The sequence below is a fragment of the Thermobacillus sp. ZCTH02-B1 genome (genome assembly GCF_002159085.1).
Lineage (GTDB): Bacteria > Bacillota > Bacilli > Paenibacillales > Paenibacillaceae > Thermobacillus.
Genome location: NZ_LZRU01000001.1, coordinates 65,370 through 78,623, shown reverse-complemented (window position 1 = coordinate 78,623; position 13,254 = coordinate 65,370). Strand labels below are relative to the sequence as shown.

At 59.7% G+C, this 13,254-nt stretch carries 9 protein-coding genes and 1 pseudogene; 5 read left to right on the top strand and 5 right to left on the bottom strand.

Going from position 1 to position 13,254, the window contains the following annotated elements:
- From A9Z00_RS00355 to A9Z00_RS00345, 3 genes and pseudogenes are all read right to left on the bottom strand, one after another.
- Positions 1-947: pseudogene (locus A9Z00_RS00355) on the bottom strand (ABC transporter permease).
- Between the two features lie 3 nt (positions 948-950).
- The gene (locus tag A9Z00_RS00350; RefSeq protein ID WP_296973153.1) at positions 951-1,886 is read right to left on the bottom strand and encodes an ABC transporter permease; all 936 of its coding nucleotides are present in this window, start codon (positions 1,884-1,886) and stop codon (positions 951-953) included.
- Positions 1,887-1,976: 90 nt separating this feature from the next.
- The gene (locus tag A9Z00_RS00345; RefSeq protein ID WP_296973151.1) at positions 1,977-3,719 is read right to left on the bottom strand and encodes a peptide ABC transporter substrate-binding protein; all 1,743 of its coding nucleotides are present in this window, start codon (positions 3,717-3,719) and stop codon (positions 1,977-1,979) included.
- 530 nt (positions 3,720-4,249) lie between these two features.
- Here A9Z00_RS00345 and A9Z00_RS00340 point away from each other — a divergent pair.
- The 5 genes from A9Z00_RS00340 to A9Z00_RS00320 all read left to right on the top strand — a co-directional run bounded on the left by A9Z00_RS00340 (position 4,250) and on the right by A9Z00_RS00320 (position 10,484).
- Positions 4,250-6,055 (top strand): sensor histidine kinase, encoded by a 1,806-nt coding sequence (locus tag A9Z00_RS00340; protein ID WP_296973148.1) that lies wholly within the window; start codon positions 4,250-4,252, stop codon positions 6,053-6,055.
- Between the two features lie 32 nt (positions 6,056-6,087).
- Positions 6,088-7,221 carry a response regulator gene (locus A9Z00_RS00335; protein ID WP_296973145.1) on the top strand — a complete coding sequence of 378 codons (1,134 nt, stop codon included), beginning with the start codon at positions 6,088-6,090 and terminating at the stop codon, positions 7,219-7,221.
- A gap of 130 nt (positions 7,222-7,351) precedes the next feature.
- Positions 7,352-8,665 (top strand): ABC transporter substrate-binding protein, encoded by a 1,314-nt coding sequence (locus tag A9Z00_RS00330; RefSeq protein ID WP_296973143.1) that lies wholly within the window; start codon positions 7,352-7,354, stop codon positions 8,663-8,665.
- A 114-nt stretch (positions 8,666-8,779) separates the two neighbouring features.
- Complete coding sequence (locus A9Z00_RS00325; RefSeq protein WP_296973140.1) at positions 8,780-9,664, top strand: carbohydrate ABC transporter permease; 885 nt, start codon at positions 8,780-8,782, stop codon at positions 9,662-9,664.
- 19 nt (positions 9,665-9,683) lie between these two features.
- On the top strand, positions 9,684-10,484 hold the full coding sequence (locus A9Z00_RS00320) for a carbohydrate ABC transporter permease (RefSeq protein ID WP_296973137.1): 801 nt from the start codon (positions 9,684-9,686) through the stop codon (positions 10,482-10,484).
- 490 nt (positions 10,485-10,974) lie between these two features.
- Here A9Z00_RS00320 and A9Z00_RS00310 read toward each other — a convergent pair whose 3' ends face one another.
- Positions 10,975-12,414: an MFS transporter gene (locus tag A9Z00_RS00310; protein WP_296973135.1), complete on the bottom strand. Its 1,440-nt coding sequence runs from the start codon at positions 12,412-12,414 to the stop codon at positions 10,975-10,977.
- A 15-nt stretch (positions 12,415-12,429) separates the two neighbouring features.
- On the bottom strand, positions 12,430-13,206 hold the full coding sequence (locus A9Z00_RS00305; RefSeq protein WP_296973133.1) for an SDR family NAD(P)-dependent oxidoreductase: 777 nt from the start codon (positions 13,204-13,206) through the stop codon (positions 12,430-12,432).
- Positions 13,207-13,254 lie beyond the last annotated feature (48 nt).

Genomic DNA, 13,254 nt, shown 5'->3' with positions numbered 1-13,254 from the left:
TCACGATCTGCGCAGGACCGGATCGAACGCGTCCCGCAGCCCGTCTCCGAACACATTGAACGCGAACATCGTCAGGCTCAGAAACAGCGCCGGGAACAGTACCCTCCAGGGATAAACCGTGATCGCGCCGATGCCGTCGTTCAGCATCGTACCCCAGGACGCGACGGGAGACTGGACGCCCAGTCCCAGGAAGCTGAGAAACGCTTCGGTGAAGATCGCACCGGGAACGGAGAGCGTCAGGGTCACGAAGATCGGACCCATCGCGTTCGGGATCAGATGGCGGACAGGATGCGCATGGAGCCCGCCCCGAGCGCGCGGGACGCGAGCGCGTATTCCTGCGTCTTGAGCTGCATGATCTGCCCCCGCACGATCCAGGCCATATTGATCCAGCCGGTGATGGACATGGCCACGATGATGGTGGTCAGGCTCGGTTCCATCACCACCAGCAGCATGATCACGACGAGCAGATACGGGATCGCGTACAGAATTTCCGCGATCCGGTTCATCACTTCGTCCACCTTGCCGCCGTAATACCCCATGATGCCGCCGTAGACGACGCCGATCAAGAGGTCGATCAGGGCGGCCGCGACGCCGACGAACAGCGACACCTGCGCTCCTTTCCACGTCCGCACGAACATGTCCCGCCCGAGATCGTCCGTTCCGAACCAGTGCTCCAGGCTCGGCGGCCGGTTCGTGTTTTCGAGGTCGGTGGTAAAGTGGTCATGGGGTGAGAGCAGCGGAGCCAGGATGGCCATCAGCACGATCAGGACGATGATCACGAGCCCGGTCATCGCCAGCTTGTTGGTGACCAGGCGATGCCGCACGTGCTGCCAGTTGGACATGCTTTTCCTCACGATGCGTTCGCCGCCGTGCGGGTCGCGGCCGATCGGCGCGAACAGATCGGCGTTCCTCTGCAGGGCGATATCGGTTCGGATTTCGTTGCTCATGGTCTATGCCGCCACCTTTGCCGCTTGGAGTCTCAAGCGCGGATCGACCAGCGCATAGGCGATGTCCGCCAGGAACCGGCAAACCATCAGCAGGACGGCGTAAAAGACCGTGATTCCCATGATCAGCGGGTAATCGCGGTCGATGACGCTCTGCACGAAGAACTTGCCCATGCCGGGAATCGCGAAGATCGCCTCGATGATGACGGAGCCGGTGATGACGTTCGCGACAAGATACCCCAGATACGTGACGACGGGCAGCATCGAGTTGCGGAGGGCATGCCGCCAGACGATCAAATGCCCGGGAAGTCCCTTCGCTTTCGCCGTCCGGATGAAATCGGCGTGCAGCACTTCGATCATGGTCGTGCGGATCAGCCGGGCGATGAACGCGATCGATACGGAGGACAGCGCGATCGTCGGAAGCACGTAGTCGAGCGGTCCCTCCAGCCTCGCCACGGGGAACAGGCGGAGTTTGACCGCGAACAGGTACTGTAGCAGCGGCGCCAACACCATGCTGGGCACGGCGAGCCCGATCACCGCCAGCACCATCGCCAGATGGTCCAGAAACCTCCGGTGATACAGGGCGGCGATGATGCCCAGCACGCAACCTCCGACGACCGACGTCATGACCGACACGATGCCGAGCCGCAGCGAATACCCGAACGAATCGGAGATGATTTTGTTGACGGATTTGTAGCGCTGTTTCATGGAAATGCCGAGATCAAACCGCAGCAGATTCTTGAGATAGATGCCGTATTGCTGGATCAGCGGTTTGTCCAGACCGTAGAAGGCTTCCAGGTTTTTTTGAATTTGGGGATTGGGCGCTTTCTCCCGCTGCAGGGGGCTGCCGGGAACCGCGTTCATGAGCACGAAGGTGGCGGTCACCAGCACGAACAACGACAGGAGCATGAACAGAAACTTTTGCAGAATGAAGCGAACCACGGATTGCATCACCGCCCGGTTGGCCGTATTCAACAAAGGAAAGGGTATATATAGCGGCTATATATACCCTTTCGCTTGAGAACCGATCGATTATTGCTTGTCGCCGAAGATCCAGTAGAGGTTGCCCGAGAAATCCGAGACGACGTCCACAAAGCCGGGCTTCACCATCGTCACCGTCGTGTAGTAATAGATCGGCAGGACCGCCATGTCGTCGGCGATCGCGATTTTCTCCGCCTGCGCGATGTGGTTGACGGCTTCCTGGTCATTGTTGGTGGCCAGCGCCTGATCCAGGTGCCGGTCGACTTCCGGATTGTTGTAGCGCCCGTCGTTGTTGCCGGAGGTGGAGTGAATCAGATCGTACGTGAAGTTGATCGCATGGTTGAAGTCCGCGCCCCAGCCGGCGCGCGCGATGTCGAACTGCTGCGCGCTTCTCGTCTCGAGGAACGTACCCCATTCCATGTTCGCCACCTTCACTTCGATCCCCAATGCCTTGCGCCATTGGTCCACGATCGCTTCCGCGATGGCCTTGTGTCCCTCGCTGGTGTTGTAAATGAGCGTCGTCTCGGGGAATTGGGAGAGTCCCTCTTCCTGCAGGCCCTCGGCGAGCAGTTTTTTGGCTTCTTCGATATTTTCCCGGAAGTAGTCGTCCGGATACATGTCGCGGAACATCTTGCCGTCCGCCCCCTTGATGCCGGGCGGAACGAGGCCGTATGCCGGCTTCTGGTTCGCTTTCGTCACGTTGTCGATGATGGCTTGCCGGTCGATGGACATCGAGAGCGCCTTGCGGACTTTCACGTTGTTGAACGGCTTCTTCGTCGTATTGAACAGATAGTAATACACGGACGCGACCGGCTGCACGACCGCCTCGCCGCTCTGGATCAGCTGCTGCACCTCATCCGTCGGAATCGTTCCCGCCTGGGCGCCGATCCAGTCGATCTGGTCCGTCCGGAACAGGTTGAGGATGGTGGAAGCCTCTTCCACCATCGTGATCGTCACCTTGTCGAAGTGGATCTTGCCCGCGTCATAGTAATCCGGATTTTTCGTCAGCACGATCTTGCCGCCGTGCTGCCATTCGGTCATCCGGAACGGACCGTTGGTGACGAGCGTGTCGATCTCGGTCGCCCAGTCCGGTCGGCCGTCGACGGCTTTCGGGTTGACCGGCCAATAGGCGTGGTGGCTGATGACGTCAAGGAAATAGGGCGTCGGGTTCTGCAGGCTGACCTCCAGGGTGTAATCGTCCAGCGCCTTGACGCCGACGTCGTCGGCCGAAGCCTCCCCCGCGTTGTATGATTGGCCGTTTTCCAGGTAGTACAGCATGTACGCATATTCCGACGCGGTCTCCGGCGCCAGCGCCCGCTTCCAGGCATATTCGAAATCATGGGCGGTCACCGGATCGCCGTTGCTCCACTTGGCGTCCTTGCGCAGCTTGAAGACGTAGGTTTTGTTGTCGGAGGACACCTCGTAGGATTCGGCCAGCGCGGGCTCGGAGAAACCTTCGGGAGTCAGGCGGTACAGGCCCTCGAACAGTCCGACGGCCACCAAGAAAGATTGCGAGTCCGTGAAGATGGCCGGGTCCAGACTCGGCGGTTCGCTGCTGATCGTGAAACGGAATTCCTTCGGTTCGCCCGCGGACTTGCCGCCGGCTTCTTTGTTGGCTGCTTCGCCGGATCCACTTTCGGATTGGTTGACGGTTCCGGTGTTGGCGTCCGTCGTGTTGCCCGATCGTGCGGCATTGTTGTCCTTGTTGCCGCCGGAACTGCCGGAGCAGGCGGCGAGCATCGTTCCAACGAGCGCCAGCACCAGCATCGCCGTAAAGATGGACCTCAACTTCATAATTGCACCTCCGCTCTTATTGAATGTAAAATTATGGATTGTCTATTATTTACACATTAGTTCAAAAAAAATTATCTGTCAATACAATTTGGACTTTGATACAATTACAAAAAAACTATTTAAAGTTATTAAAAGTTAATATTACTAACAGGAAATATTATTTTTTTCTACAAAAATATAAATAAAAAGTGTAAATTTCATCGTTTTCCGACAGGCCGAATGACGGAAGAACGCGAAAAACGCGAGGTCTGTGTCTCCTGGTCCTCCCGCATCATAACGGCGTTTCCGTCTGAATGACCGGTTCACCCTGCATGCCGCGGCCGCGTATTTCGCCGGATCCATGGTTGCGGAGTCGGAGAAAGATTCGCATAAAGCCCTTGACGGCGGCATGGCGCGCTGGAGAAAATGAGGAATATGCAGGCTTCCATGGAATCCGGGATTAGTGTTTCAATATGTTCGAATTATGTTTTATAATATAGAACAATTTCCGGGGATACGACCCATGGCGGCCTTCGGCGAGGGGCGGGACGATGTCGAAAATCATGGGCATATGGAGGCGTTACCTGAAGGGCAAATCGATCATCCGGACAATGATGTTCTCCTACCTGATCGTGAACATGCTGCTGCTCCTTCTCCTCGGATTGCTGTCGATTCGTGACGCCACGACGAGTTTGACCGAGGAGATGGCGCAATCCAGCTACAAGATCATGGAGCAGGCTGCGCGCGGGCTGAACTTTAACCTGGAAGAAGCGACACGTCCGCTCGTCATCCTGGCCGGGCATTATTCCGTGAAGGCGATGATGAATCCGGCCAGGCAGATGGATGTCGAGGACCGCATCCAGCATGAGCGGAATATCGCGGAGGTCGCCCTGAGCGTGTCTTCGCTGCAATCGTTCATCAGCGACATTCTGATATTGGGCAAGAACGGCTATGTGAACAACCTGGACGGTCGAATCACCCTGCGTTGGAATTATCCGTTTACCGAACAGGATTGGTTCAGGCAGGCGATATCGGGCAATCCCAGCCGCGGCTTTATCCCGCTCGGCCTGCACAAACAGGACTATTACATGGAGAAATATATCTCGAAACATGGCCAGCCGACGCTGTCCATCGCTCTTCCTGTGAACGGTTACGACAACAGGCCGATCGGCGCCGTCATCGCCAATCTCGACCTGAACAAGATCAGCGGCATGTTCCGGCTGACGGCCAATCACAATCATCAATACGTCTTCCTGATCGACAGCCGCCGGACGGTCATCGTGCATCAGGATGCCGACGCGATCGGGACGAGGCTGGACTTCGCGGGCATCGAACGCATCCATGCGGGCGAATCCGGCAGTTTCATCACGAAAATCGACGGCCGGGAGACGCTGGTGACGTTTCATCCGACGAGCGTTCAGGGCTGGAAGATGGTGTCGACGATCCCGATGTCCGTCATCCGCGAGCAAGCGGACTCGCTGAAATCGCATCTGTTCGGATTTATCCAGCTCTGTCTGCTGCTTAATCTGCTGATCTCCATCGTCATCACCGTGCGCATTTCGCGGCCGTTCGGGATGCTGCTCTCCGCGCTGGACAAGATCGGGGAAGACAGTGTCTACGTCATTTCGAACGATTACAAATACCGTGAGCTAAACCTGATCGGTAGGAAGTTCAAGGAACTGGTCCTCCGGATCCAAACGCTCGTCAGGCAGAACTATCAGTCGCAACTGGCGCTCAAGGACGCTGAGCTCAAAACGCTGCAATCGCAGATTAATCCACATTTTCTGTTCAATACGCTGCAGCTCTTGCAGACCGAGATCGTGTGCGGCAGCGCGGAGGAATCCAATCATTTGGTGTTGTCGCTCGGCAATCTGCTGCGATATTCGATGAAGCGGTCCGAAGAAATGGTGGAACTCGGGCGGGAAATGCAGAACATCCGGGACTACTTGTACATCCTGAACAAAAAGTACGACAACCGGATCGATATCGAGTACCGCATACCGGACGAGAGCATTTTGAAGCACCGGACGATCAAATTGATTCTCCAGCCCGTCGTCGAGAACGCCGTGCGTCACGGGTTCGGCGAAAATCCCGTGTCGGCCAGACTGCGGATCAGCGCCGTGCCGGTCAAAAAAGGAATCCTGATTACGATCCGGGACAACGGGAAAGGCATGGACAGACGGCAACTCCGGCAATTGCGGGCGCAGCTGGACGAGCGTGACCGCGTGCCGGAACATATCGGGCTGTACAACGTCAACCAGCGGATCCGTCTGAAGTTCGGTCCGGATTACGGCATCCGGATCCGGAGCAAATCCGGGGAATTTACGGCGGTGTATGTCGTACTGCCCAGAATTTGAAGCGCCTTCGGAATCGGGGATGGTGAGGTAATATGAAGCTTCTTATCGCGGACGATCAAATCTCGCTCCATCGCTATCTGGACAAGGTCATGGACTGGGAAGGGATGGGGTTTACGGATGTCCGGCATGCCTATGACGGCGAGGAAGCGGCGGCCTTGGCCGTTTCGTTCCGCCCGGATATTCTGATTCTGGACATCCATATGCCGAACCTGAACGGCATCGAATCGTTGAAGCGGGTTCGGGAATCCGGCCATTCGCCGAAAACGATCATTCTGAGCGCCTATGACGAGTTCGAGTACGCGAGGGATGCGCTGTATCTCCAGGTATCCCGCTATTTGCTGAAACCGGTTGACGCCGCGCAACTGCGGGACGCGCTCGGGGAGATCATCCGCGAATCCGCGGCGGCATGGCGCCAGGCGATCGGCGCGGAGCTCAGCCGGATCTCGTATATCGGGGAAATGGAGGAAGAATCGTTTGCGGCGATTCGCAAAGGATTCGAGTTTTTCGGGATTGAACGGTTCGCGGTCGTGACCTGCGCGGACGGTTCCGCGGACGGCCGTTACGCCCGCTGGCTGCAGGAGCAGACCGAAGCGCGGTTCAAATGCGCGATGGCCGGCAAGAGCCGGCACGGAAACACGATCCTGATCGGCGGCAGGGAAGAGTTGACAGGCGGCGCGCTGCAGGAATTTATCGCGTCCCTTCCGCATCATCCGGATGCGCCGGGCGCGATGCCGCCGATCGGCATCAGCGCGATTGCCCAGGACATTGCGGCCCTGCCGCTTCTGATCCAGGAGAGTGCCCAGGCCGCGCGGGAACCCGCCGGAGCAGGGGCCGGTCTTCAGGAGACGGTGCACAGGATCAAGAAGCACATCGACACCCGGTATCACGAGGATCTGAGTCTGCAGACCGTCGCGAATCAGTTCCGGATTGACAAATATCAGCTGTGCCGGGCGTTCAAGAAGACGTTCGGCGTCAATTACTGGTCTTACGTGATGAAGGTGCGGATGGAGAAAGCCGCCGAATTGCTCGCCGGAACGGAATGGAAGAACAGCGTCATCGCGGAGCGCACCGGTTTTCTGGACGAGAGCCACTTCAGCCGTGCTTTCAAGAAGTATTACGGCATGGCGCCCAAAGCGTACCGGCACAGGCAATTGTCGTCCCGTTGACCGCCCGAAACGCAACAAATGACAACCCGGCCTGCAACAATTTGCATTCCGCTCCGAAGCGGCACCCGATATACTTCAACATGAAGCAATGAAAATGCTTACAATCAAACAGACAAGGGGATGTACAAGTATGAGCAAACGATCGGCATGGCCACTTCTGATCCTCCTGTGCGCAGCCCTCGTGCTGTCGGCATGCGGTCAAGGCGGCAATGGCGGTCAGAGCGCAAGCGGCGGCTCGGGAGATACCGCGCCCGGCGGCTCCGACAAGAGCAATGACGCGCCGAAGCAGGTCACGCTCAGCATTCTCTCGTGGAACAACGAGCAGGAGATGAAGCCGGTCCTTGAAGGCTTCAAGGCGAAATATCCCCATATTTCGTTCGATTTTTCGTTCGCTCCGCCGGTAACCGATTACATCGCGAAGCTGCAGACGATGCTGCTGTCGGACACGGCGCCCGACATTTTCATCATCGCGGCGGAGAATCGCAACGAGATCATCGACGGCGGATACGCGATGGATTTGACCGATCAACCGTTCATTTCCGTCATGGTGGACGCCAACAAGCCGATGTTGAGCAAGGACGGCCGGATCTACGGGTTTACGCAGACGGGATGGGCCGGCGGCCTGTTCTACAACAAGGAACTGTTCCGGAAGGCCGGCATCGAGAGGCTGCCGGAAACCTGGGACGAATTCATCGAGATCTGCCTGAAGCTGAAAGAAGCCGGCATCCGTCCGCTGTATGACCGGATGCACGACATCACGATCATCCACTCCGCGATGTTTGGCGCGAACGTGCTGTCGAAGGATCCCGATTTCGACGAGAAGCTGTTCAACGGGGAGACGACGTTCGCGGAAGGCTGGACGGAAGTGCTCCGGATGTGGAAGGAAGGCCTGATCGACAACGGCATTCTGTCCCCCGACATGATCGGCATGACGAGCGAGCAGGTCATGAACGAATTCGCCCTCGGCAACGTCGCGATGGTTCCCGGCGGTCCGTGGAACATCAGCACGATCGAAGCCACGAACCCGGACCTCGAGTTCGAGATCATGCCGATCCCGGGCAAGGAACCGGGCAACAAGTACTACAACGGCGCGCCCGGCGTCGGGTTTGCCATCAACGTCAAGTCGAATCACAAGGAAGAAGCGCTCCTGTTCCTCGAGTATCTGAGCACGGAAGAAGGTTTGAGGAAATTCGAAGAGGGAACGGGCGGCATCATCACGGCCCACGGCTACACCCCCAATGTGCACCCGGCCTATCTGCCGGCATATAACGACGGTCTGATGGCCGGCCGGATCTACCTGCCGATGGTGTCGTGGAAACGGCATCAGGAAGCGCTTCGCAACCAGTTCGTGGTGGCCATCCAGGACATGGCGCTGAACAAGATGACGCCGGAAGAGGCCGTTGCATCGCTGGACAAGAAGCTGCAGGAAATGGAAAACAAATAATCGTCGTTCCTGTAGAGAGGGTATAGGATCGCCTACTACCCTCTTTTTCATAACAAAGAAACGTTGCTTTCGGGTCTCGAATGGCATGGATTGCGACAGATGGGGAGGCCGTGTATGACCAGATTTGTCCGACAAGCGCAGTACCTTTCGTTTTTGGTGCCAATCCTGGCCGTTTACTCCCTGTTTACGATCTACCCCCTGCTCAAGGCGTTCTTTCTGAGCCTGACGAATTTCGACGGTTACTCGAAAGTCTATGATTTCGTCGGGATGAAAAATTATGTACGGATTTTCTCGGATGACGCGCTGCTGTCCGCGTTGTCGTTCACGTTGTTCTTTACGGTCGCCAAGGCGTTGCTCGTGACGGTGTTCGCCATTCCGCTGGCGATCATTTTCGACCAGAAGTTTCTGACGCGCAATCTGCATCGTGCCATCTTCTTCTTTCCTTCGATTCCGAGCGGGCTTTTGCTCGCCTACATCTGGGGATTCATACTGGCGCCGGTCGATTCGGGCGTGATGAACAAGATTCTCCGGGAGCTGTTCGGCATCGGTCCGCAGCCGTGGCTGGCGGATCCGCTGCTCGCCAAAATCTCCACGGTCGTCGTCGCGTCATGGGCGGTTACCGGGTGGCATGCCATCCTGTACCTGGCTTTTCTGCAGGCTATCCCGAAGGAATACTACGAGGCGGCCGCGATTGACGGAGCCAGCAGGCTCCAGCAGTTCCGTCACATCACGCTGCCGCTGCTGGCGCCCGCCATGACGATCAGCGTCATGCTGCTCTTGACGGGCGGGCTGAAGGTGTACGAAATTCCGTTCGCCTTGACCAAGGGCGGACCGGGCTTCGAGACGTACTCGATCACCCAGGTCATCGTGCTGCGGGGCATCACGGAAACCCAATACGGCTTGGCTTCGGCGATGTCCATCGTCTTCTTCTTCATCGTGCTCGTCGTCGCCGTCTTCCAGGTGACGATCATGCAACGAAGGGAGCAGAACCTGCAGTGACGGATTCGATCAAGCGAAATTGGCTGCTCGATCTTTTGATGCCCCCGCGGGCATCGTGGTGTTCTTTCCGTTCTACCTGATCATCATCAACACGTTCAAAACGATGCAGGAGACGGCCCGAAACCCGGTGGCGCTGCCGTCGAAATGGATCTTCACGAACTACATCCAAGTGTTCGAGGAGACGACGGTTCTGCGCAGTTTCGGCAACACGCTGACCATCACCTTCTTCTCCGTCGTGCTGATCGTGCTGATCGGCGCAATGGGCGCTTACCCGGTCGTGTTCAATCCGAACCGGTTGACGCGGGTGGCGATGATCTATCTGCTCGCGGGCTTCATGATCCCGTTCCAGGCGACGCTCATCCCGCTGTTCCAGTTGATGAGCGATCTGCATTTCATCGACAAGCATTACGGCCTCATCATCCTGTATACGAGCAATTCGGTGTTCGTCTTCTTCCTGATGATGGGATACATGAAGACAATTCCCCGCGACTTGTCCGAGGCCGCGGTCATCGACGGCTGCAGCGTATGGGGCATCTTCTGGCGCATCATCCTGCCGCTGCTCAAGCCGATCACGATCACGAGCGTCATTTTCGAGACGATGTGGATCTGGAACGATTTCCTGGCGCCGATGCTGTTCCTGAACTCGTCCTCCAAATCGACGCTTGTCCTGGAGATCTACAAGGCCAAAGGCGAATTCGCCGTGCAGTGGCCGATGTTCATGACGCTTACGGTGATCACGCTGATTCCGATTTTCATCTTCTTTCTCCTCATGCAGAAACATATCGTCAAGGGAATTGCGGCCGGTGCCGTAAAAGGGTGACGGCGGCCGATATTGTCGGTTCGGTATCACGTTTGTTCGCACATCCTTGCATGATGCAAAGAGCGGCATGGCTTTCTGTATGGAAGGCATGCTGCTTTTTTTATTGGACTCTCGAATATCCCAAAAGCTTGAACGGCGGAACTGTTCGCCGAACGGGGATTCGACGTCGTCACGATGCGGGAGATCGCGAAGCGGGCGGGCTGCTCCCATACGGCGATCTATCTCTACTTCGCGGACAAGGAGTCGCTGCTGCACCACGTCGCCGTGCCGCCGTTCGAAGAGCTGCGCGGGAGGCTCGCGCGCGTGCGCGAACGTGAAGCGGACCCGGAGGAGCGGCTGCGTCGTGCGGGAACTGGACCCCGTGCACCTGGAGGTGTGCCACGGCGGTCCGGTCCGGCGTCCGGCCGATCAGCTCGACGAATATCTGCGAAGGCATGCGCGGTACGCCGGGAAGGATTGAACCGCCGGAGGGGGCATCCGCCCCACGCGGCTATCCGCCCTTGCCGTCCCGGGCCGCCGATTCGGCCGGGAGTCTCCGCGCCTCAGCGTCAGAGCGGCGCAGTAGGAGCCAGACGCCCAGACTGATCAGCACCGTCCAGGCAAGCAGCGCGGTGAAGGCCGAGCGGTAGCCGGCGAGCGCCTCGGCGGATTGCGGGGCCGCAAGCAGCCGCCCGCGCGAGAACGCGTCGGCCGCAGCCGCGAGAATCGCCGTGTTGACGGAGGCGCCGATCTGGGGCGCGACGTTCCACAGCCCGGCGGCCGCCCCCTGATCTTCGCGGGCAAGGCCGCTGGTCATCGTGACGGAAGAGGCGACCAGCACGCAGCCGATCCCGATGCCGATCAGGATGGTGCCCGGCAGAATATAGGCGGACCAGGCGTTCTCCGCCGCCAGATGCGACAGCCTCAGGGCGCCGAGCGCGAACGCCGCCGCTCCCGCCAGCAGGACCGCCCGCGTCCCGAAGCGGGTCACGAGCCGTCCGACCAGATTGGCCATGACGACGACGGTCAGCTCCTGCGGAAGGAACGCGGCGGCGGCCCGCATCGGGTCAAACCCCATCGACTGCTGCATGCAGAGCGTGAGAAGGAAGATCGACAGGCCGATCACGCTGCCGAACAGGAACGCCGCAAGGCACGCTCCGGCGAACGACGACCGTGCGAGCAGCCCGGGCGGGAGCAGCGGGTTCGCCGACGACCGCTCGATGCCCGCGAACAGCATGAGGAGCAGAACGGCCGCCGCCAGCAATCCCCCGATCCAAGACGTCCCCCGCCATGCGCCTCCCTCGGCGAGCGCCAGCACCAGGCAGCCGATGCCCAGCGTCGCGGCGGCGGCGCCCGGAAGATCAAGCGGCCGCCGTTCGCCCGCCCGGTCCTCCGGCAGCCTCGGCAGCATCGCCGCGATGGACAGGCCGACCGGCACCGTGGCGAAGAACACGGACCGCCACCCGAGTCCTTCGGTCAGCATCCCGCCGAGGATGAGCCCGGAAATGACGCCGACCGCCGACATCGAGCTCAGGATGCCCATCACCCGGTTGCGGGACGATCCTTCCGGATGAAGCGCCGTGACGAACACGAACACCATCGGCGAGACCAGCGCCGCACCGAGCCCCTGCAGCGCCCGGGCCGCAATCAGCGGGCCGACGCCCGGCGCGAATCCGGCTGCGGCGGAGGCCATCGTGAACAGCCATACGCCCGCCGCCAGCGTCCCGCGCCGGCCGAACCGGTCGCCCAGCCGGCCGCCGACGAGCAGAAACCCGCCGTAGAAGAGCGTGTACGCCGTCGCGACCCATTGCAGCCGGCCCGGCGCCGCGCAGAACTCGCGCTGGATGGAAGGCAGCGCGACGTGGACGATCGAGGTGTCCAGCAGCACCATGAGCTGCGCGGTGCAGAGGAGCAGCAGCGCGGCGCCCGGGGACAGCGTCCGAACGGCCATCCCGGATCTCCGCCCTCAGTGGATCGTCCGGACCAGACCGACATCGATGATGTAGTCCGATCCGGTGATCATCGCGGCGCGGTCGGAGGCCAGGAAGACGATCAGATGCGCGACATCCTCCGGCTCGGCGAGGCGTCCGAGCGGGATGCCGAGCTGTTCCCGGGCGAAGGCGCGCACCGCTTCTTCGTCCCCGGACTCGGGCATTCGTCCGGCCCACAGGTCGGTGCGCGTCGGTCCGGGTACCACCGTGTTGAACCGCACCCCCTGCGCGGCGTAGGTCTCGGCGAGGTTCATCGTCAGGTTCGTGACCGCGGCCTTCGCGGCGCTGTAGGCGAACAGGAACGGAATCGGCATGATCGCGTTCATCGTGGAGACGTTGACGACGCTGGCGTTCCCGCTGCCGAGCAGGTATGGCAGCGCCGCGCGCGTCACGCGGATCACGCTCATCAGGTTTACCTCGAGCATCTCGCCCCACTCGCGGTCCGTCAGCGCCGTGAACCCCGCCCCCGCCGACGGATCGGTCGCGCCGATGTTGTTCACGAGGATGTCCAGGCGGCCGAACCGTGCCACCGCCGCGGCGACGGCCTGCTGCGCTCCGGACGCGGTCGCCGCGTTGACCGGTATGTGCATCACCGGCCGGGATGCCGCAAGTTCGCGCAGCGCCTCAGACCCCGCGCGGGACGTGGCCGCGACCTGCGCTCCCGCTTCCGCCAGCGCACGCACCGCGGCGAGGCCGATGCCGCGGGCGCCGCCCGTGACGAGCGCGGCTTTTCCTTCCAGGGAAATGCGCATGTGGCTTCCTCCTTTCGGTTTACGTCCCATTATCTGCATGCGGCCGGA